Source organism: Paludibacterium paludis (assembly GCF_018802605.1).
In the GTDB taxonomy this organism is placed as follows: Bacteria; Pseudomonadota; Gammaproteobacteria; order Burkholderiales; family Chromobacteriaceae; genus Paludibacterium; species Paludibacterium paludis.
In genome coordinates this window covers 2,999,012-3,019,208 of record NZ_CP069161.1, presented here as the reverse complement: position 1 = coordinate 3,019,208, position 20,197 = coordinate 2,999,012, and the positions used below count along the sequence as shown (strand labels likewise).

19 protein-coding genes and 3 tRNA genes are annotated in these 20,197 nt (G+C 64.2%); 15 read left to right on the top strand and 7 right to left on the bottom strand.

Annotated features, from left to right (window positions below; genetic code table 11):
• Nucleotides 1-34: 34 nt before the first annotated feature.
• Complete coding sequence (locus tag JNO50_RS13765; protein WP_189530693.1) at nt 35-1,693, top strand: SWIM zinc finger family protein; 1,659 nt, start codon at nt 35-37, stop codon at nt 1,691-1,693.
• 3 nt (nt 1,694-1,696) lie between these two features.
• Here JNO50_RS13765 and JNO50_RS13760 read toward each other — a convergent pair whose 3' ends face one another.
• Nucleotides 1,697-2,137 (bottom strand): DUF488 domain-containing protein, encoded by a 441-nt coding sequence (locus JNO50_RS13760; RefSeq protein WP_189530695.1) that lies wholly within the window; start codon nt 2,135-2,137, stop codon nt 1,697-1,699.
• Nucleotides 2,138-2,539: 402 nt separating this feature from the next.
• On the opposite strand from JNO50_RS13760, the gene JNO50_RS13755 reads away from it, so the two are divergent.
• Nucleotides 2,540-2,830: a YciI family protein gene (locus tag JNO50_RS13755; RefSeq protein ID WP_189530698.1), complete on the top strand. Its 291-nt coding sequence runs from the start codon at nt 2,540-2,542 to the stop codon at nt 2,828-2,830.
• A gap of 117 nt (nt 2,831-2,947) precedes the next feature.
• Here JNO50_RS13755 and JNO50_RS13750 read toward each other — a convergent pair whose 3' ends face one another.
• Nucleotides 2,948-3,625: a M24 family metallopeptidase gene (locus tag JNO50_RS13750; protein WP_229804440.1), complete on the bottom strand. Its 678-nt coding sequence runs from the start codon at nt 3,623-3,625 to the stop codon at nt 2,948-2,950.
• 264 nt (nt 3,626-3,889) lie between these two features.
• Between JNO50_RS13750 and JNO50_RS13745 the strand changes: the two genes are divergently transcribed.
• On the top strand, nt 3,890-4,306 hold the full coding sequence (locus tag JNO50_RS13745) for a ProQ/FINO family protein (RefSeq protein ID WP_189530700.1): 417 nt from the start codon (nt 3,890-3,892) through the stop codon (nt 4,304-4,306).
• Between the two features lie 78 nt (nt 4,307-4,384).
• On the top strand, nt 4,385-5,515 hold the full coding sequence (locus JNO50_RS13740) for a glycerate kinase (RefSeq protein ID WP_189530701.1): 1,131 nt from the start codon (nt 4,385-4,387) through the stop codon (nt 5,513-5,515).
• 1 nt (nt 5,516) lies between these two features.
• Here the strand turns inward: JNO50_RS13740 and cysK are convergent, their stop codons facing one another.
• Nucleotides 5,517-6,452, bottom strand: a complete 936-nt coding sequence (cysK, locus tag JNO50_RS13735; protein WP_189530703.1) for a cysteine synthase A — start codon at nt 6,450-6,452, stop codon at nt 5,517-5,519.
• Between the two features lie 119 nt (nt 6,453-6,571).
• Between cysK and JNO50_RS13730 the strand changes: the two genes are divergently transcribed.
• From JNO50_RS13730 to JNO50_RS13720, 3 genes are all read left to right on the top strand, one after another.
• Nucleotides 6,572-7,456 (top strand): ion transporter, encoded by an 885-nt coding sequence (locus tag JNO50_RS13730; protein ID WP_189530705.1) that lies wholly within the window; start codon nt 6,572-6,574, stop codon nt 7,454-7,456.
• Nucleotides 7,453-7,893: a putative periplasmic lipoprotein gene (locus JNO50_RS13725; RefSeq protein WP_189530707.1), complete on the top strand. Its 441-nt coding sequence runs from the start codon at nt 7,453-7,455 to the stop codon at nt 7,891-7,893. The genes JNO50_RS13730 and JNO50_RS13725 overlap by 4 nt, the downstream gene beginning before the upstream one ends.
• Nucleotides 7,894-7,975: 82 nt before the next feature.
• Nucleotides 7,976-8,290 carry a hypothetical protein gene (locus JNO50_RS13720; RefSeq protein WP_189530709.1) on the top strand — a complete coding sequence of 105 codons (315 nt, stop codon included), beginning with the start codon at nt 7,976-7,978 and terminating at the stop codon, nt 8,288-8,290.
• A 204-nt stretch (nt 8,291-8,494) separates the two neighbouring features.
• Here JNO50_RS13720 and dcd read toward each other — a convergent pair whose 3' ends face one another.
• Entirely contained in the window at nt 8,495-9,064 is a 570-nt protein-coding gene (dcd, locus tag JNO50_RS13715; protein ID WP_189530711.1) for a dCTP deaminase, read from the bottom strand.
• A 188-nt stretch (nt 9,065-9,252) separates the two neighbouring features.
• On the opposite strand from dcd, the gene JNO50_RS13710 reads away from it, so the two are divergent.
• From JNO50_RS13710 to JNO50_RS13700, 3 genes are all read left to right on the top strand, one after another.
• Entirely contained in the window at nt 9,253-9,480 is a 228-nt protein-coding gene (locus JNO50_RS13710) for a FeoA family protein (RefSeq protein WP_189530713.1), read from the top strand.
• Entirely contained in the window at nt 9,477-11,249 is a 1,773-nt protein-coding gene (gene feoB, locus JNO50_RS13705) for a ferrous iron transport protein B (RefSeq protein WP_189530714.1), read from the top strand. The genes JNO50_RS13710 and feoB overlap by 4 nt, the downstream gene beginning before the upstream one ends.
• A 78-nt stretch (nt 11,250-11,327) precedes the next feature.
• The gene (locus tag JNO50_RS13700) at nt 11,328-12,266 is read left to right on the top strand and encodes a dihydroorotate oxidase (protein WP_189530715.1); all 939 of its coding nucleotides are present in this window, start codon (nt 11,328-11,330) and stop codon (nt 12,264-12,266) included.
• Here the strand turns inward: JNO50_RS13700 and JNO50_RS13695 are convergent.
• Nucleotides 12,263-13,264, bottom strand: a complete 1,002-nt coding sequence (locus tag JNO50_RS13695; RefSeq protein WP_189530716.1) for a recombination-associated protein RdgC — start codon at nt 13,262-13,264, stop codon at nt 12,263-12,265. The two genes, JNO50_RS13700 and JNO50_RS13695, sit on opposite strands and share 4 nt — an antisense overlap.
• Before the next feature lie 96 nt (nt 13,265-13,360).
• Between JNO50_RS13695 and JNO50_RS13690 the strand changes: the two genes are divergently transcribed.
• The 4 genes from JNO50_RS13690 to JNO50_RS13675 all read left to right on the top strand — a co-directional run bounded on the left by JNO50_RS13690 (nt 13,361) and on the right by JNO50_RS13675 (nt 15,246).
• Nucleotides 13,361-13,437: transfer RNA gene (locus JNO50_RS13690), tRNA-Pro, on the top strand.
• Between the two features lie 76 nt (nt 13,438-13,513).
• Nucleotides 13,514-13,590 (top strand) — tRNA-Pro (locus JNO50_RS13685).
• Between the two features lie 67 nt (nt 13,591-13,657).
• Nucleotides 13,658-13,733, top strand: a tRNA-Thr gene (locus JNO50_RS13680).
• 397 nt (nt 13,734-14,130) lie between these two features.
• Nucleotides 14,131-15,246 carry a porin gene (locus JNO50_RS13675; protein ID WP_189530717.1) on the top strand — a complete coding sequence of 372 codons (1,116 nt, stop codon included), beginning with the start codon at nt 14,131-14,133 and terminating at the stop codon, nt 15,244-15,246.
• Nucleotides 15,247-15,660: 414 nt separating this feature from the next.
• Here the strand turns inward: JNO50_RS13675 and JNO50_RS13670 are convergent, their stop codons facing one another.
• Nucleotides 15,661-16,782, bottom strand: coding sequence for a hypothetical protein (locus JNO50_RS13670; protein ID WP_189530718.1), 1,122 nt, complete (start codon nt 16,780-16,782; stop codon nt 15,661-15,663).
• A gap of 227 nt (nt 16,783-17,009) precedes the next feature.
• Here JNO50_RS13670 and JNO50_RS13665 point away from each other — a divergent pair, with 227 nt between their 5' ends.
• Entirely contained in the window at nt 17,010-18,323 is a 1,314-nt protein-coding gene (locus JNO50_RS13665) for an MFS transporter (protein ID WP_189530720.1), read from the top strand.
• Here JNO50_RS13665 and JNO50_RS13660 read toward each other — a convergent pair whose 3' ends face one another.
• On the bottom strand, nt 18,324-20,159 hold the full coding sequence (locus JNO50_RS13660; protein ID WP_189530722.1) for an ATP phosphoribosyltransferase regulatory subunit: 1,836 nt from the start codon (nt 20,157-20,159) through the stop codon (nt 18,324-18,326).
• Nucleotides 20,160-20,197 lie beyond the last annotated feature (38 nt).

The window sequence follows — 20,197 nt, the reverse complement described above, 5'->3', positions numbered from 1 at the left end:
GGCTTTTTCATCCTGACCATCGTGTTCCCGGATCATGTCCGATTTACTGAAAACCCTGAACGCCAGCGCCGGCGACGCCGTGTTCGAACGCGGCGCCGCCTATTACCACAAGAACAAGGTCACGCTTGTCCGGCAGGACACCGGACATTGCCTCGCCGATGTCGCGGGCAGCTCCCGTGTGCCCTATCGGGTGGCGCTTTTCCGGGACGGGAGGGGGAGCTGCAGTTGCCCGATGGGGCAGGCCGGCACGCCGTGCAAACACCTTGTCGCCACGGCCTTCGCCTGGCAAATGGGGGAAGCGGAGCCCGCGCCGGCCGAGGCGCCCGGGGCGGCGCATGAACCGGACTGGCGCGACGAGTTGGCTCGCCAGCCCGCCGAGCGGTTGGCCGAATGGCTGATTCAGCTGGCCGAGGACGATCGTGGCGTCGCCCGTCAGCTCAGATTCTGGCTAAGCCAGGCGAACGGCTCGCCCAAACAGCGTCGCGACGCGCTGGCGGCATTGATCGGCCGCCCGCGTTTCCGCGACTACCGCCAGAGCCTGGAATACGCCCGCCGTCTGCAATCCGTCGAGCCCATGATCCGGGAACGGCTCGAACAGGACGATCCGCGCGAGGCGGCGGAACTGGCCGATTGGGCCATCCGCAAGCTGGTGCGGATCATGGAGGAGTCGGACGATTCGGCCGGCGCCATCGGCGAGGAAATCCGGATGCTGAGCCGGGTGTTTGTCGAGGCGTGCCGGCAAGGGGGGCTGGTCGGCGAAGAACTGGCCGAGCGTCTTGTCCAGCGGGCGCTCGAGGACGATTACGACTTTTACCCGGTGGAGGCGCTCGTTCCGCTGCTCGACGAGGCGGGGCTCGCCCGTTACGGCCGCCTGGTGCGCAAAGCCTGGGAAGCCTTGCCGAAAATCGGTCCCGGCGGCGAGGATTCGGCGCGTTTCGGGGCGTCGCTGCGCACCGACCGCTTGATGCTGCAGTTCGCCGACCTGACCGGGGATAGCGCGCTCGCGATCGCCGTGCACGAGCGCGATCTCGGTTCCGGCTACCGCTTCTTGCAGCTCGCCGAAGCCCTGCAGGCCATGGGGCGCGAACGGGAGGCCAGGCAGCGCGCCGAGCAGGGACTGGCCCTGTTTCCCGACGAATGGCGCCTGGCCGCGACCCTGGCCGGCTGGTACCTCGACGACGGATTGGCCGAGGAGGCGCTGTCGCTGCGCTGGGCGATCTTCACCCGGTCGCCGACAGCCGAGCATTACCTCGCCTTGCTGAACACGGCGGGGGACGACCGCGCCGCGTGGCGCGACAAGGCGCTGGCCCAGGTGGCCGGGCAGGAGCGCGCGCAGGAACGGGACGGACGGGCGCTGGTCAACGTCAGTCTTCGGGTCGGTCTCCTGCTGGCCGAAGGCGCGGTGCGCGAGGCCATGGCGTTATCGCGCCAGGGAGGCGTGTATCCGCATGTGCTGGAGCAATTGGCCGAGGCTTGCGCCGGCGAGGATCGCGAGTTTTGCGCCGCGCTGCGCCAGCGTCTTTTGGAGCAGGCTCTGGCCGGCAGCGGCGAGCACGCCTACCGGGATGCCATTCGTCAGCTCGGGCACCTTGCCCCGATGATGGCGAAGGGGGAGTTCGCCGCGCTGATCGCCGATATCCGGGTCCGCTGCGCCCGGCGCAAGAAGTTCCTCGCCATGCTCGACGCGCTGTGAGTCTCAGCGGGCGGCGCCCAGCGCTTCGACAGCGAGGCCGAAGCGCTCGCGCACCGCTTCGGCGACCATCGTGCGGTGGCATCGGCGCGGATCCGCTTCGAAGCACAGCAACGCGGCCCGCGACGTGCGGGCGAGGCCGGCCAGCGCGGCGATGTCGTCCTCCCGGGTGGCCAGATGCGCGTTAAACGCCGCCTCGTAACAGGCTTGGTCGCCGCCGGCCTTGACGTGTTCGCGGATCGGTTTCGGGCACCCCAGCCCGGCCATGTGCACATAATGCAGCCCTTCCGCCTCGAGGCGGGCGCTCAGCGCTTTCTTGGAAAACCCGCTTTTGCGCGATACGGGTAGGTCGCGCACATCGACCACGGTATCGATGCCGCAGGCGGCAAGTCGCGCCAGAAACGTGTCGATGTCGAGCCCCTCATAACCGATGGTGAATAGGGTCATGCTCTGCTCCCGATGTATTTGCGGACGAGGAGGGCGCCTCTGCCGGCTGCTCCCCTCGGCCAAGGATAGCGCGGAAGGCGGGCCGCAATCACCCGACCGGGCGGGCAGTACGCGAGCCCGGTGGCGGCGCAGTCCATCAAGCGCTCGCGCACCAGGCGCGCGGTAGCGTGGACTTGGGCGGGGGGCCATCCCCCGCGGTAACGTTGCCTATCCTTGACGGGGGCGGAGGGGTTATGCGGCGGCCTGCAAAGCCGTCGACATCAGGGCATTGGTGTAGGCTGGCGCGTGGTCACGTTCCGTCGACGGTCGGGTGTCGGCATTCGCGCCTTGCCCTGTCCCGCTACGGTCGTCGGGGATGCGGAGGCATCCTATGCTTTTGTCGTTTCGAATCAAGGAGCATCAATGTACATTGTTGAGCTGACGTATCTGAAACCCCTGGCCGACATCGAAACCCATCTGGAGGTCCACCGGCGCTACCTGGACGAGGAGTATGCCAGCGGCCTGTTTTTGGCGTCGGGACCGAAAGTGCCCCGCGAAGGCGGCGTCATCCTCGCCAGCGGCGGCGTGTCGCGCCAGGATCTGGAGTCGGCCCTGTCCCGGGATCCCTTCCGTCGGCATGGCCTGGCCGAGTACCGCGTCACCGAATCCACCCCGGTGAAAACCCACCCGGCCGTGCGAGACATCCTGTCCTGACCGTCCGCGCCCTCCGTGTCGCGCCGGCCGGCCTCCCGTTTGGCGAAATCCCCGCCGGTTTCGCCGGTCGACGGGAGTTTCATCCGGGCGGCATCGACAAGACGTGCCCTTGACCGGTCACGCCAGCAAAAGGTCTTCGTAGAATGCGCCGAACGGCCTGTCCGGGTGATGGATCTGGATTTCCAGCACCCACAGTCCCGATGACGGTTCGCGGTCGAAGGCCCCGAGCGCGCCGGCCTTGTAGAGTCCATGGGGGAAGTCCGACACGCGGTGTCCCTGGATGTCGAGGTTCAGCCGCCAGCCGGCCTCGCGCGCCAGCCGCTCCGCTTCGCGATAGAGCGCGGCGCCGCTCAGGCGCTCCTGCAGCCACAGGTCCCTCACTTCGCCGAACAGGCGGCGCGCCGCGAGCCGGCAGGCTTGCATCTGCGCATCGTCGCCCGTCACGAAGGTGTCGCCCGCGTCCCCTTCATGACCGCGCCAGACCGGCCCCAGATCGACAAAGAAAATGTCGTTGTCTCCGAGCACCACATCAGGGTCGGAGCGCTCGCGGAACGACTTGAGGGTATTTTTCCCGAAGCGGATTTTGCTCCCGTGCCAGATCCGCTCCATGCCGGCGTCGGCCAGCCACTGGTCGGCAAGGCGCGCGGCCTGGTCCTCCGTCATGCCGGGCCGGATCGCCGCGGCGATGGCGTTGACGGCTTCCCAGGTCTTGTCACGGGCCCAGAGCATGTCATGATAACTGAACGTTTTGCCAGTGCCTTCCGGGTTGACGGGAATGCTAGATTGGTCTTTCATTTATGCCTTCGGTGAATTTGCTATTCATAACGAATAAAAATTAACGACCATGTTGCAGAAGTATATAATTTCCTTGGGTAAAGGACCTCCTCCCGCCGCACGGGTTTTCCATTCCGGCGTGTTTGGACTAATATACGCCCTCTGTGATGCTCGCTGGCGCTACCAAGAGGCCTCTTGCATGTTTCCACGTGGGGCGGCTGCGACGCTGTCCCGGGGCCTGCCGCCGTGCCGGCCCATATGCAACGACTGATTAGATTGATGTTCATGAAGCCACAAACTGAAACGGCACTGGGCGCCGCGCTCAAAACCGCGGTACAGAGTCTGAGCAAGAAGAAGCAGACGGAAATGATCGCCGAGCACATTTACGGCAAGTTCGACGTGTTCCGCCAATTCCGTCCCCTGGCGCTCGGCATTCACGAAAGCCTGATCGCCGCCTTGCCGCAGTTCGATCCCCAGCTGATTTCGCGCGTCGTGGCCAACCACTGCCGCAAGCCCCGTTATATCAAGTCGCTTGCCCGCGGTGGACGCCGTTTCGACCTGGCCGGCAAACCCGCCGGCGAAGTGACCGCCGACGAGAAGAAGGCCGCCGAGCTGCAATCGCAGCCGAAACCCGCGGCCCAGACGCAACCGGTTCCGGAGGCTCCCGTCGCCACGCCGGAAACGCCGGCGGCCGACAACTGATCCGATCAGCCCGTTCTTGCAAAAACCCTCCCAGCGGAACCCCGCCGGAGGGTTTTTGTCTTTCTGGAGCATGAGCCGATGAAATGGGTACTGGCACCGGATTCGTTCAAGGGCTCGCTTCCCGCCGCCCTGGTGGCCAACGCCATGGCCGAGGGGATCGCGCGCGCCGATGAGGGGGCCGAATTCCGTTTTCTGCCGATGGCGGACGGCGGCGAGGGAACGCTCGACGCCATCCATGCCGCCATCGGGGGAACCTGGCGCCAGGCCCGGGTGAGCGATGCCGCCGGCCAGCCGTGCGAGGCGGCCTGTCTGCTCGCCGGATCCGGCCACGCCGTGATCGAGGTGGCGCGGGTCGTCGGGCTCGCGGCGACGGACGGCACCGACGTGATGCGGCGCAGCAGCCGCGGAGTGGGGGAGCTGATCCTTCGCTGCCTGGACGAGGGCGCGACGCGCGTCTCGGTCGCGCTTGGCGGCTCCGGCACCAACGATGGCGGGGCGGGGTGCCTCGTCGGGCTGGGCGCGCGCCTGCTCGGCAAGGACGGCGATATTCTGGATGGTTCCCCCGCATCGCTGGCGGTTCTGGATCACGTGGATCTTTCCGGCGTCGATCCCCGGCTCGCGCGTGTCCGGCTCGAGATATGGAGCGATGTGGACAATCCCCTGACGGGGGAGGCGGGGGCCACGGCCGTGTTCGGCCCGCAAAAAGGGGTCGCGCCCGAGGCGCTCGGGCCGCTTGACGGTGTGATCCGGCGCTTTGCCGACGAACTCGACCGGCAATGGGGCAGGGCGGTGTCAGGTCTGCCCGGCGCGGGCGCGGCGGGGGGGCTCGGTTATGTGTTGCAGGGGCTGGGCGCCGCGCGGCGCGCCGGCGCGGAGGAGGTGGCCCGACTCGCGGGACTCGGCGCCGCGCTCACCTGGGCCGACCGGGTGCTGACCGGCGAGGGCCGCAGCGATGCTCAAACGCTGCGCGGCAAGGTTCCCGGATACGTGGCGGCGCAGGCCGCGGCGGCCGGGGTGCCGGTAACGCTGTTATCCGGAAGCCTGGACTCTGCCGCGCTGGCGAGCCTGTCGCCGAGGTTTCAGGGGTGTTTTTCCTTGTGCGTGCGGCCGATGTCGCTGGCCGAAGCGATGCGCGATGCCCCGGCGTTGCTGGCCGACAGCGCCGAGCAGATCGCCCGCCTTGCGCTGCCGGCCCAGGCCGGATCCTGAATCAGGCGTTCAGGTGTTCGAACAGCGGGGTGCTGAGGTAGCGTTCCCCGAAGGACGGAATCACCACCACGATGAGCTTGCCGGCGTTTTCCGGGCGGCGGGCCAGTTCCAGGGCGGCCCAGACGGCGGCGCCGGATGAAATACCGACCAGCAGGCCTTCGCGGGTGGCCATGTCGCGCGCGGTGGCGAAGGCCGCGTCGTTCGGCGCGCGGATGATTTCGTCGTAAACGCCGGTATTGAGGATGGCCGGCACGAAGCCCGCGCCGATGCCCTGGATCGGGTGCGGGCCCTTGGCTCCGCCGGAGAGCACCGGCGAGGCGTCCGGCTCGACGGCCACCACCCTGACCGCGCTGTTGCGGGCCTTGAGCACCTCGCCCACGCCGGTCACCGTGCCGCCCGTGCCGACGCCCGCCACGAAAATGTCGACCTTGCCGTCGGTGTCGTTCCAGATCTCTTCCGCGGTCGTTGCGCGGTGGATGGCCGGATTGGCGGGGTTTTCAAACTGCTGCGGCATGAAATGGGTGTCGGGATTGGCTTCCACCAGTTCGCGCGCCCGGGCGATCGCGCCGCCCATGCCATCCGGTCCCGGCGTCAGGATGAGTTCGGCGCCGTAGGCCTTGAGCAGGAGGCGGCGTTCGCGGCTCATGGTTTCCGGCATGGTGATGATCAGGCGGTAACCCTTGGCGGCGCAGACCATCGCGAGACCGATGCCGGTATTGCCCGAGGTCGGTTCGACGATCACGGAGCCCGGGCCGATCTTGCCGGCCGCTTCGGCCGCCTCGATCATCGCGGCCGCGATGCGGTCCTTCACACTGTGGGCCGGGTTGAAGAATTCCAGTTTGGCAACCACCGTGGCATGGGTGCCTTCGGTCAGGCGATTGAGCCGGACCAGCGGGGTGTTGCCGATCAGTTCGGTCACGTTACTGGCGATACGCATTGCTTATTCTCCTTGATCGTATAACTTACTGAACGTTATACCTGAACATAATAACCAGTTGGGCCGTACCCGACTAATATCGTTTACTTATAACAAGAGAACAACGAGTCATCTGGACTATGACAGGCTTTAAAGACATTTTTTCCGGGCAGGACTGGCGCAAGCGCCTGTACATCGTCATTTTCGAAGCGGATACCCCGGCCGGGCGGCGCTTCGACCAGATCCTCCTCATCGCCATCCTTCTGTCGCTGCTGACGGTGATGCTGGAAAGCGTCGCGTCGATCCGGGCCAGCCACGGCCGCCTGCTGTTCGCGCTCGACTGGCTGTTCACCGGACTTTTCACCGCGGAGTACGTGCTGCGGCTCATGTGCGTGCCGCGCCCGGCGCGTTATGCGCGCAGCCTGTTCGGGCTGATCGATCTGCTGTCCATTCTCCCCCTTTATATCGGACTTGTCGTTCCGGAAGGACGTTTTCTTACGGATATACGTGTACTACGTCTGCTTAGGGTGTTCCGAGTTCTTAACCTGCCGCGTTATCTGGACGAAGCGAGCGAGCTGAAATCGGCGATGCTGGCCAGCCGGCGCAAGATTTCGGTGTTCCTCTTGGGGGTCTTGCTGCTGGTGATTCTGCTGGGTACCCTGATGTACGTGGTGGAAGGGGAGGAACACGGCTTTACCAGCATACCGGTCAGCATCTACTGGGCGATCGTCACGCTCACGACCGTCGGATTCGGCGACATCACCCCGAAAACCCCGCTGGGGCAGATGCTGGCGAGCGTGGTGATGATTCTCGGCTATGGCATCATCGCGGTGCCGACCGGCATCGTCACCGCCGAAATCGCCCGTTCCTCGCCCCGTCCGGGCAACCAGTCCGCCACGCGATTGTGCCCCCATTGCTTCAGCGAAGGGCATGATCTGGACGCGCGTTATTGCAAGCACTGTTCCGGTGAATTGCCGCCACCCCTGAGCGGGGTGGCGGGCCCCGTGGAGGAGATACGTTCATGAGAACACGATATGCCTTTGCGCTCATCGCGCTGATGCTGGCCGGCTGCTCGACGCCGCCGCCGTTGCCTTCCGCCCGGGAAAAGCCCGCCGCGGCGCCTCAGGGCAAGGTGGATCTGCTGCTGCGCGAGGCCAATCGCCTGGCGGGACTCGTCAAAACCGGGGAAATCGGCCGCGTGGAGGCGGCGGACCGTCTTAATGCCTATCGGCTGAAGATCGCCGGAAGCAATGCGATCGACGATGCGTCGTTCGCGCGCTATCGCCGGATCACCGTGGAGCGCGAGGCCGGCCGCCTCGACCAGAACGAGGCGCAGGCCAGGATGGAGTCGTATTTGCGCGACACCCTCCGAAAATACCCCCGCCTTCCCGGGAAGGGCGCGGAGCCTGCCTTTACCGATTTTTTGCTGAAGGTGTATTCACTTCCGCCGCTAGGTTATTGATCTGGAACATATTCCCGTCGTTCATCGCTGGTCTATCCTGAAGTCAGGAAGGGGGAGGTGTTCGACAAGGGAGGATAGGATCATGTCACACGAAATCGACCGTCTACTGACGGAACTGGAATCCCGCTGCGGAGTGGAGGGTTGCTGCGAGCTGATCGACCCGCAAACGCACCATACGGTGGGAGTGCCGCTCAGCCATTCCGATTGTCATGAACTCAAGGCGCTGGGAGAGGTGTTCGGCGTCGAGGCCGGGCAACTGGCATCGGTGATTCTCAAAGCGGGGATGCACGATCTGCACGCGAGGCTGGACGACGATCTGGCCAGGATGACCCGCGAATTGCGGGCGGTGATGGTGGAAGCCGGCGTTGTGGTCACGAACCGGCGGCTGCGGCCATAAAAAAAGAGGCGCAGCGGCAAGGGGGAACCGCCAACGCCCCAACAGAAACAGCTGCTGTGCCAGGGAAGAAAAGCCGGAAGCGACTCTTCGCAACCCTGATTCACATTAGCCTACATCGGCAAAAAAGCGAGAACTGATTTGGCCGGGTGACGCGCCTTCGCGACATGTCCCCGGCCAGTTCTTTTGCCGTGTTCCGGGGGCGGGTTACGGGCGGGGCAGGGTGACGCCGTGCTGACCCATGTACTTGCCGTTGCGGTCGCTGTAGGACACGTCGCACTCTTCATCGGATTCGAAGAACAGCACCTGGGCCACGCCTTCGTTGGCGTAGATCTTGGCCGGCAGCGGGGTCGTGTTGGAGAACTCCAGCGTGACATAGCCTTCCCACTCGGGCTCGAACGGCGTGACGTTGACGATGATGCCGCAGCGCGCGTAGGTCGACTTGCCAAGGCATACGGTCAGCACCGTGCGCGGGATGCGGAAATACTCGACGGTGCGCGCCAGGGCGAAGGAGTTGGGCGGAATGATGCAGTAGCCGTCGCCCGAGACTTCCACAAAGGACTTGGGATCGAAGTTTTTCGGGTCGACGATGGTGCTGTTGATGTTGGTGAACACCTTGAATTCGTCGGCGCAGCGGATGTCGTAACCGTAGCTTGACGTGCCATAGGAGATCACCTTCTGCCCGTCCACGTTCTTGATCTGATTGGGCTCGAACGGCGCGATCATGCCGTGCTGCTCCGCCATGCGGCGGATCCATTTGTCCGATTTGATGCTCATGATGTGTTCCGTAACGGGGAATTCAAAGAATGCAGCGATTTTAGCAGACTCGCCGGCACTTCGAGGTGTGTTGATTTCTCCCGACCCTTATTGACGCTCGTCAACCATCGCCTTCATTTGTATACGGATCGAAGAAGTGTGGGGTATAAATATAAACCATTCCCGTTATCATCTGTGAAGTCACGTTTATGCAGACGCTGGACCAATTGAGCCGGGGGGATCGCGCCGTGATCGCCAGGCTCGACCTTGACGACGAGGCCTGCCGCCGTGTCGCCGCTTTCGGATTGCTGCCCGGAGAAACGCTGCGGGTGGAGCGCATCGCGCCCCTTGGCGGGCCCCTGGTGCTGCAGGTGGGCACGACCCATGTGTTGTTGCGGCGAAGTCTTGCCCGTGCCATCGGAGTCCGGCTCGCATGAAACGTTTCGCGCTGATCGGTTTTCCCAACACGGGGAAATCCACACTGTTCAATCGTTTGACCGGACTGTCGCAGCGGGTCGGCAACTGGCCGGGACTGACCGTGGAACTGGCCCGGGCCAGGGTGCTGCTCGGCGGCAGCATGGTCGAGCTCGTGGACCTGCCCGGCGTCAATGACCTGACCGGCTACAGCGACGACGAGGCGGTGGTCCGCGATGTTCTGGCCGGCACCGGGTTCGACGGTCTGGTGCTGGTGCTCAACGTCTGCCAGCTCGACCGGCAACTGCCGCTCGCCGTGCAGGTGATCGCCAGCGGCGTGCCCTGCCTTGTGGTGCTGAACATGGCCGACGAGGCGCGCGGCATGGCGGTCGATCTTGACCTGCCGGCGCTCGCCGGGCGCCTCGGCGTGCCGGTGCGACTGGTCTCCGCCCGGCGCATGACGGGTTGGGAGGGCATGATGCAGGCGCTCGGCGCCCTCGCGTCGCGCCCCGAGCCCGCCGTCCGCGCCGACCTGTCGGCCCTTCCCGCCCACGATGCGGCGATCGGCCGCGCGAAGGCGATGCTCGCCGGGGTCTGGTCGGTGCCGCCCGTGCTGCCCCCGCGGGTCACGGAAAAGGTCGACCGCTGGCTGATGCACCCGTGGCTCGGCGTGCCGCTGTTTTTCCTGATCATGGCGCTGGTGTTCAACGCCACCTATTCGATCGGCAAACCCTTGCAGGATCTGGTCGCCGGGGCGCTGGATGTCGTGAAGGACGGGGCACTGGTTCCGGCCACCGCGGCGCTGCCGCCGATCGTGGCGAGCCTGCTGCTTGATGGCGTCTGGCAGGGGGTGAGCACGGTGCTGACCTTCGCGCCGATCATTTTCGTGTTCTTCGTGCTGATGGCGCTGGTCGAGGACAGCGGTTACCTCGCGCGGGCCGCGTACCTGACCGACGCGCTGATGGCGCGCCTGGGACTCGACGGACGGGGGTTCGTCATGCAGCTGATGGGCTTTGGCTGCAATGTGCCGGCCATTCTGGGCACGCGGGTGATGCGCGACCGGGGGCAGCGTCTCCTGTCGATGCTGATCATTCCGCTCTCGCTGTGCTCGGCGCGCCTGCAGGTGGTGGTGTTCTTCGCCAGCACGCTGTTTTCCGCGAGTGTCGCGCCGTGGGTGCTGACCGGCATGTACGTGTTGAGCCTGCTGGTGGCCATCTTTACCGCATGGGTGTTCCGGCGCCGTTTCGCCGGCCGCGAGCTTTTCCTGCTGGAGGTGCCGCCCTACCGTTTGCCCGGCGCCCGCCATCTCTTCGTCCGGGCCGTGGGCGAGGTGCGCGCTTTCCTGGAGCTGGCCTCCACCTTCATCCTGGTCGGCGTGGTGATGGTCTGGCTGCTGACCCACATTCCCGCCGGCGCGAACCGCACGCTGGCCGACGCGCTGGGCGACGTGTTCGCGCCGGTGCTCGATCCGATCGGCATCCGCCACGAACTGGCCGTCGCCCTGCTGTTCGGCTTTGTGGCCAAGGAAATCCTGCTAGGCAGCATGGCCGTCATCTACGGGGTACCGGAAGCCGGCCTGGGCGGCGCGCTGATCCAGCATCTGGACTGGATGTCGGCGATGAGCTTCCTGCTTTTCACGCTGATCTACGTGCCGTGCGTGTCGACCATCTCGGCCATTCACCGCGAGTCGCGCAGCGTGGCGTTCACCAGTCTGAATGTCGGCTGGTCGCTGCTGCTGGCCTGGGTGGTGTCCTTCGTGTTTTACCAGACGGCGACGCATTTCTTCGCCTGAGTCGTTGATCTGACGCAGGGCCATGACCGGCTCTCCATGCCACACTCCCTTCCCGGACAACCGGAACTGGAGTGTGGCATGGAGATCGATCTTTCCGTTTCATGGCTGGGGCTCTCGATGGCCTCGCCGCTGTTCAACGCGTCCGGGGTCATGTGCCGCCACGCCGATGAACTGGACCGGCTCGCCGCATCCTGCGCCGGCGCCGTGATCACCAAAAGCTGCACGCTTGAGCCGCGCGCCGGCAATCCCGAACCACGCTACGCCGCCTTGCCTTTTGGCAGCATCAATTCCATGGGGCTGCCCAACGAGGGCTTCCGCTATTACCTGGATTACGCCCGGCGTTACGACTATGGCCGTGGCAAGCCGCTGTTCGTCTCGGTTTCCGGGATGTCCGCGGACGAGACGCTGACCATCCTTGGCGAGCTCGCCCGGCTGGATCTGCCCTGTCTGCCCGAGGTCAATCTGTCCTGCCCGAATGTGCCGGGCAAGCCCCAGACCGGTTATGACTTCGCCGCCTCGGCCGCCCTGCTGGACGCCATCGTCAGGATCTACCCGAAAACCTTCGGGGTGAAGTTGCCGCCGTATTTCGATCCGGTGCACTTCGACATGATGGCCGATGTGTTGCGCGCCTATCCGACGCTGGGCTTCGTGACCTGCATCAATTCGATCGGCAATGCGCTGGTGGTGGATGTGGAGCGCGAACTCGCGCTGATCCGTCCCAAGGACGGGCTGGGAGGGCTGGGCGGGAGCTACGTGTTGCCGACCGCGCTGGCCAACGTACGCGAGTTCGCCCGCCGGCTGCCGGACCGGCACGTGGTGGGGTGCGGAGGTGTGACAAGCGGCGCCGAGGCCTTCATGCACATTCTGTGCGGCGCGACGGTGGTGCAGATTGGCACCTGTCTGTACGAAGAAGGGCCCGGCGCCTTCGAGCGCATCGCGGCGGAGTTGTCCGCGCTGATGCGCTCCAAGGGCTACCGGACCCTGGACGCGTTCCGCGGCCGGCTCGGGACGCCTTAATCGTCCCAGGGCACGTCCGCGTCGCCGTCTGCTGGAACGGACGGCGCCGGACTGGCCGCGAGCGGCGCCGCGTGGCTGGCCACCGTGCCAAGCTGGGAGTCCTCCAGACCGCCCAGCGCCTCGACGAGTTCGTCGACGAGCTCGCCAAGTTCGCCGCTCATTAGCGTGAAGGTGGCTTCGTAGAGGCTGGCGATGTCGTCGCCGGCGTGGCTCGCCTCTTCCTGCAGAACGTCCAGGAACTGGATGCGTTTCAGTTGCAGGGTGTCGGTCAGCATGAAGCGGATCCGTTCGCGCCAGATCAGCCCGAGGCGGGTCACCACCTTGCCGGTGGCGATGTGCTGGCGGATTTCCTCCGCGGTCAGGTCGATGCGCGAGCAACGCACCACCGCGCCGTTTTCCGAGCTGTCCTTCAGTTCGCAATCCGCATCCAGCTCGAAGCCGTCCGGGGCCGCTCCGTCGGCGAGCCATGCCGTCATCGCCGCGTGCGGCGACAGCGCGGTGCGCGGCAGCGCGGCGGGGAAGGGCGGCAGCGCTTCGCGCAACTGGCTGACCAGCGCCTCGGCGCGCGAGGCGGTGCCGCTGTCGACCATCATCCAGCGCCGGCGCGTGTCCAGATAGGCGGACAGGCGCTGCGAGCGCACGAAGGCGCGCGGCAACAGATCGTCGGTGATCTGTTCCTTGAGCGCGAGCTTTTCCTTGCGTCCGACGTTGCGCATCTCCTGCGCCTCGATTTCGGAGACCCGGCTGTCGAGCTGGTCGCGGATCACGCCCGCGGGCAGCACTTTGTCCTCGCGCCGCAGCAGCACGGCAAGGCAGCCGCCCTGTGCGGGAAACACCGGACTTGCCAGGTGCTTGGCGGGCGGAACCCAGCCTTCGGTGAACCAGTCGAGCCCGCCGCACGGGTGAAAGGGTTTTTTCTCAAGCGCATCAGCCAGTTGCGCCGCGTCGGGCAGGGTATCCCCGCTCAGCCGATAAAAAGTTAGTTGCCTAAACCACATAATTGTTTCATAATGCGCGTCCTCTGATATCGAGATTGTAACGCAGAAGCGACACAATCTGGCGATCTGGGAAAAATAAAGCGGTAAAGCCTGAATCGGGGTGTAGCTTAGCCTGGTAGAGCGCTACGTTCGGGACGTAGAGGCCGGAGGTTCGAATCCTCTCACCCCGACCACCTGGTTTTACTTGCGAAAACAGTCCATATCGGATATCATGCGTTTCTTGGCGAAAATATCCGCCAACGCACAATTCGGGGTGTAGCTTAGCCTGGTAGAGCGCTACGTTCGGGACGTAGAGGCCGGAGGTTCGAATCCTCTCACCCCGACCAGAATTCAAAAAAAGCCTTGATCACTTGTACTCGTTACGCGCTCAAGGCTTTTTTTCCAGGTTTGGATGCCAATGTAGCTCAGTCGGTAGAGCAACTGATTCGTAATCAGTAGGTCGGGTGTTCGATTCACCTCATTGGCACCATAAGAATCAAGGGGTTGGCTGTCAACGACAGCCAACCCTTTTTTCATTTTGTGCCCTATTCGTGCCATAACCTCCCAAAATCCCATCGATCTTCCCGCCCGCAATGCCTTCTTTCCCCAAGCCGTTTTGCCATCGATGCGCCTTGCCCTGTCCGGTCGTGCTCGCCAGTGCATTTATCCATTCTGAATAAATAGCTGAACGGCACCGCCAGTGAGGGCATTATGCGACATGAAGCCCGGTTTCTACCGGGGGTTTGGAGATAATTTTTAGCTGAATATCATATTTCTTTGCTGGTGCGCTAAACTGGTATCGTTATTGCATAAATGACAGGTGTTTCGTGCCGCCCGACGTGTGTCGAAAACGGTGGAAGGGCATCTTGGACATGATGAGGACAGCAATGAAGAAAACATATCTGGCTCTGGCAACACTGGTTTTGCCTGCCGTCTCCCTGGCGGACGTTACGCTCTATGGAGAAATGCATGGCGGTTACGAATATAACAAGACATATAGCTCGACCTTGCCGCTGGATGCCGATGGCAAACCGGTAGGAGGGTCCGGGGTCAACGACTGGAAATCCCGCATCGGTTTCAAGGGCAGCGAGGATCTGGGCAACGGCCTTAAAGCCATCTGGCAAGTGGAGAGCAGTGTCTTTGTGGATGGCAGCAAGAATGGCAGCCTGGGATCCCGCGACACGTTCGTCGGTCTGGCCGGCGAGGGGTGGGGGACGCTGAGACTGGGACGTTTGTCCAATTACGCCAACGATTCGATGGAATTGATCGATCCGGGTTTTTACAGCGATCAAAGTGTCGGTGGATTGGCTTACCTGACCCGTCTGGATGACCGGGTGAACAATGCTATTCGTTACGACAGTCCCGACTGGAACGGTTTCCGCTTTGCCGTGCTCTACGGCGCGGATGAGAGGCGCACGAAGCGGAGCGGTTCGACCACCAATAACCAGACGTGGAACGTCGGTCTGAGCTACGAGCGCGATGGCTTCTTCGGCAAGTACAACTATGAGCGCTGGGGGGATGCCGACAAGCTGGCGGCCACCAAGGACTGGCATCGTGTCGAAGCGGGGTACCAGGCCAACGACCTGTATCTGGTCGCGAGTTACCAGCAGATCCAAGGCTATGGGTTCGGTAGCTACTACAGCGGGGTTGCCGGCACTGTCGTGCAAGTCGCTGCACTTCGGGACCTGGTGAACAACGGTGATCTGACCCCCGCCGAAGCCGCCGATGTCGGCAAGCTGAAGCTGAAAACCCATGAGGTGGCGCTGACGGCTGGGTATCGGTTTGGAGCCCTGACGCCCTATCTTTCTTACGCCAAAGGCTTCGATGCCAGGCTCAGTGGCAAAAACGTGAACAAGAGCGGCTACGACCAAGTCGTGGTGGCGCTCGATTATGCCTTGTCCAAGCGTACCGAGCTGTACTCCTCGTACGGCCGTGTGAAATGGAAAAACAGCAGGCTTGGCAGCGAGCGCAGTTTCGGACTCGGGATGGTGCACCGCTTTTGACCCGCGGAGCAAGGCTTGAGGTCACGAGGATGACATCACGGCCTTGCGCGATTGCCTGCGCGACTGACCGGCGCCCTTCCCTGTCCGGGTATCAAGCGCATCAGCATGGGTAAGGGTCTATTCGATCATCTGTACCGGCAGATGGCGGTGACGCTGGCGGGCATTGCCGCGCAGCATTCGTTCGAAGCGGTGTTCGCGAACAGCGGCCGCTAGGCAGGGAGGGGCGGATTTGCGTGGCCGTCCACCTGTGGTTTTTATCCTCCCTACAGGCTGGATCAGGCGGGCGGCCACGAAAATCGCCCGGGCGGTAGTATGCCTACTTACCACGTTTCTGGAATGGGAATATGCACGTTTGACGGGAAAAACCACGTTTTTCCCGGATGGACTCTCATTGCGAAAAGGGTTTGTCTTAAGTCATTGACTTTTCACCGCCTGGAAACGATCGGCCAGTCCGGCTATCAGCTCTCCCGGAACCGGCCGGGCCGCCATCGCGTCATGCAGCGCCGCGAGAAGATCCAGTTCCGCCCGGGATGGAACCATCCCGGGCGCGGTCAGGCGCCGTACCCATTTGAGGGCAAGGGCGCTGATTTCGTCCTCGCTCCGGTTGTGAAGGGAATGCCCGTCCTTCCAGAGTTCGGCGTTTCGTTCCGCGGACACCGGTCTGGCCGGAAGCGAGGTGTCCGCGCGGCGCGCGATCAGCCGTTCGGCACTCGCGCCTAGACGAGCCAGTTCGCGCTGCAGGGCGTGGACATACGCGCCCACCTGGTCCGGTTCGGCGTAAAGACGAATGCGCGGCAAGGGCAGGTAACGCCCGGCTCCGGCGGCATCGAGCACCGTCAGAACCAGGCCGGCGCAATTGCGCGTCGGGCTCAGGGCGCGGTAATGCGCGTCAGGATCGCTGGCATGGCGCTCCCATGCTTTCATCATCAATGTTTCGTTCAGCCCGAACAGATTGACCTGTAACCCGTTTGCGCGTCTGGCCGTACCGGTAAACGGCAGGTAGCATTTTTCCGCGCTGCTTCCCCATCGCTTGGCGTCAGCATAGTACTTCTGATTCGGCCGCGGCGGTTGTAGCCCGGCATTCAGTTTTTCCTGGGTGCGGCGCGAGATCATCGCGTACTTGTCCTTGCGGTAGCTGTTCATGGCGGGGTCGAGCTGCAGCCGCTTGATCAGTGCGATGAATCTCCATCGCGGTTTGACCGGAAACACGTTGAGGTAGGTCCGGTGGGTGTCCTGTTTCCCCTCGGCATGCACCGCCTTCAGCGCGGTATGTCCGGCATGGGAAACCGGAACAAGGCCGAAGGGTTTGCGGCGTCCCGGCCAATGGCAGACGACGGCGTGGCGGCTCAAGGCCTTGTTGGCGGCATTGACGGCGCCGCTGTCGGGCACGAAGGACGAGGCCCGGGTGAGCCGCACCGGCTCGTGCGGACTGTTACGGGCGAACCTGAACAACCTGGCGAGCTGGCGGCTCGGGAATGGCGGGCGGGTTGGGCGGCGCTCCGGGACGCCGTACGCTGGGGCGGAGAAAATCAGCATGATCTGTCGGCTACGGGCAAAGAATCGGGATACCACTGTATCGCAGGCCCGCAATGGCCAATTGCAGAAAACGCTCAACAAATCGCCATGCCTGGAAAATTTTCCTATTTCATGACTTTGGCAAGGCCTTGCTTCCGGCCCCGGCGTCCCCGTATGCTGGCGAGGCGGCCGCCGCAGGGATGCGCCGCCATGCCAATGATAAAACGACATACGACAAGAGAGCCATCATGACATTGCATACCGATCCGGCGGCGGACCAGCCCGGCCGTCCGCTCACCCGCCAGGACTACCGTACGCTGGCGCTTGCCGCCTTGGGCGGCGCCCTGGAGTTTTACGATTTCATCATCTTCGTGTTTTTCGCCGTGGTGGTGGGCAAGCTGTTTTTTCCACCGGACATGCCCGACTGGCTGCGCCAGTTCCAGACATTCGGCATCTTTGCCGCGGGCTACCTCGCTCGTCCGGTCGGCGGTATCGTCATGGCCCATTTCGGCGACCGGCTGGGCCGCAAGAAAATGTTCACCCTGAGCATTGTCCTGATGACGATTCCCACCCTGGGCATGGGGCTGTTGCCGACCTATGCGTCGATCGGCATCCTGGCTCCCCTGGCCTTGCTGGCGTTGCGCATTCTGCAGGGGGCGGCCATCGGCGGAGAGGTGCCGGGTGCCTGGGTGTTCGTCGCCGAACATGTTCCATCGCGGCATACCGGATATGCCTGCGGCACCCTGACCGCCGGCCTGACCTCCGGCATCCTGCTCGGATCGCTGATCGCCACGGCGCTGAACACCTGGGTCGATCAGGCGACGATCGCGGCCTGGGCGTGGCGCGTGCCGTTCCTGATCGGCGGGGTGTTCGGGCTGATTTCGATGGTGCTGCGCCAGTGGCTGCACGAGACACCGGTGTTCGTGGAAATGCAGGCCCGTCAGGCGCTGGCCGCCGAGGTACCGCTGATGGCCGTGCTCAGGCGCCACAAGCCGGCTGTGGCGGTCTCCATGCTGCTGACCTGGTTCCTGTCGGCGGCGATCGTGGTGGTTATCCTGATGACACCGGCCTACCTGCAAAAGCAGTGGGGCGTTGCGCCGGCCCTGGCCCTGCAGGCCAATTGTCTGGCGATTGTCGCGCTGACAGCGGGGTGCGTGTTCGCCGGGCGGGCAGCCGATCGCTGGGGAGCCGGCGCGACGCTGGTGGCCGGATGCCTGCTGCTCGCCGTCTCTTCTTTCGTGTTTTACCGCGCCATGGCGCACGGCCCGGCGCTGCTGTTTCCCCTGTATTCGCTGGCCGGTTTCGCGACGGGGACCGTCGGCGCCGTGCCGTTCGTGCTGGTGCGGGCCTTCCCGCCCGAAGTGAGGTTCTCCGGACTGTCGTTCTCCTATAACGTGTCGTACGCGGTCTTTGGCGGACTGACGCCGCTGGGCGTGGCCTTGTGGCTCAAGAGCGATGCGCTGGCGCCGGCCCACTACGTCGTCAGCCTCTGCGTGCTCGGCTGTCTTGTCGGCGCGGCCCTGCTGCTGTCCGGGCGGCGCGCCGTTTCGGTGCCGGCCTGATCAGTTGAACCAGCGCTGCAGGCGGCTCATCACCTCGCCGGCATCGCACAGGATCCGGGAACGGGTTTCGCTGTCGGTCAGTTCGATCCGGCCCGGTTCGTCGGCGCGCAGCACGATCACGAAGCGCGAGCCGCGCCGGCGGGCCCGCGCGAGGCGGCTGACCATACGCACCCCGGAAAAGTCATTGAACACCGCCAGATGGGGGTAGCTGTCGCGGATGCGGTGGCCAAGCTGCATCGCCTGGGGCGTCAGGGCCGAGTCGGCCAGGATGGAAATGTCCACGGCGTGTTCCCCGCCGGTCAGGGCCGCGCGGCTCGTTTCCGCGAGCTGGACCAGCGGTTCGACCATGAAGGCGAAACCGACCGCCGGCAGCGCATAACCGGCGACCTCGCGCGCGAGACCGTCGTAGCGGCCGCCGCAGCACACCACATTGTGCTCGTCCAGATGGGCGGTCTGCCATTCGTAGAAGGTGTGTGCGTAACAGGCGCGGTCCGGGAACAGGCCCGGAGTGTGCGTGAACGGAATCCCCGCCTGTTCGAGAGCCCGGGTCAGGGTGTCAAAGCGCGCCCGTGTCGCTTCGGAGAGGAAGCTCGCGGCGGCCGGAGCGGCGGCGACCAATTCGGCCAGCATCGGCGGCGGCGTCCGCAGCAGCCGTTCCGGACTGCTGTCCAGATCCTTGCGCTGCGCTTCGTCGAGTACGATGCGAAATGGCGAAAAATGCCCCTTCAGCGCTTCGCGGTACTGCCCGATCTCCTGTTCGCTGCCCAGCGTGGTGATGTGCAACTCCATCAGATGCGCGAGTTTCAGTTGCCGGATCAGATCGTACTGGATCAGCAACTGCTCCAGTTCGATTTCGATGCCTTCGTGGCCGAAGGCCTCCGCGCCGATCTGGTGAAACTGCTCGATGCCCTGGGAGGCCATGTGGTGAGTGCGGAACATCGGTCCCTGGTACCACAGCCGCGCCGTATCATGCATCCTGTCCTGGCGCGCGATCGCGCGCAGGCAGGCCATGGTGCCTTCCGAGCGAAGGGAGGGCGAGACCGGCATGTCGGAGGGCGCGCTCGCGTCGATCAGCGGCAGACGGATTTCCTGGTAGGCGTAACCGGTCAGGCAGGCCTGGGCCTCCTGTTCCAGGCGGAACCAGTGCGACAGGCGGTTAGGATAATGCTTGCGCGGCCGGCCCGAATGGCGGGGCCTGACCGATTGATGAATGTTTCCCTCCAGCTCGCGGCAAAACTGCAGGGTGCCGAGCACGCAGTTCTGCTGCAGGCACTCTTCGATGCGGCTGGTGAACGAGCCGCTCAAGGGCGAGGCGAGAAACTGCCGGTAACGGACGCGGCGCTCGTCGTCCGTGCGGCCAAGGCCGGCCAGTGTGTCATGTGGCCGCACGAAGTCCAGGGCCTCGAAACCCGCGTTCGCGCGGGCGCTGCTCCAGGGGTAATCGTGGGCGGAGACCGCGGAGGGCCGCGTTTCGACGTATTTCTGACAAATCAGGAAGTAAGTCGACGGTTCGACGATGCAACTGTGGTAACGGCCTTCCAGCAACGCCCCGGTTCTTTGGTACTTGCGGTTGAAATACGGTACGTAGCAGCGCCCCACATGCTGCATGAAGCGCGACAGCGAGGTTTTGTCCGGCGAGGTCAGCAGCAGGTGGATGCGCGCTTCTTGCAAGGCGAAGGCGTGCAGGGCCTGGTGATAGTCCTGGCTGGCCTTTTTCAGGCAGGACAGAAAAAACCGGTAGTCCTCCTCGTCGGCGAACAGGGTTTCGCCATTGTTGCCGCGCAGGTAAATCAGTTGCGGCAGGCCGGGAATGAACAGGCGTTCTTTGCGGGGCATGGGCAGTCACCTCGGACTGGGGGCGGATCCGTTGCCGG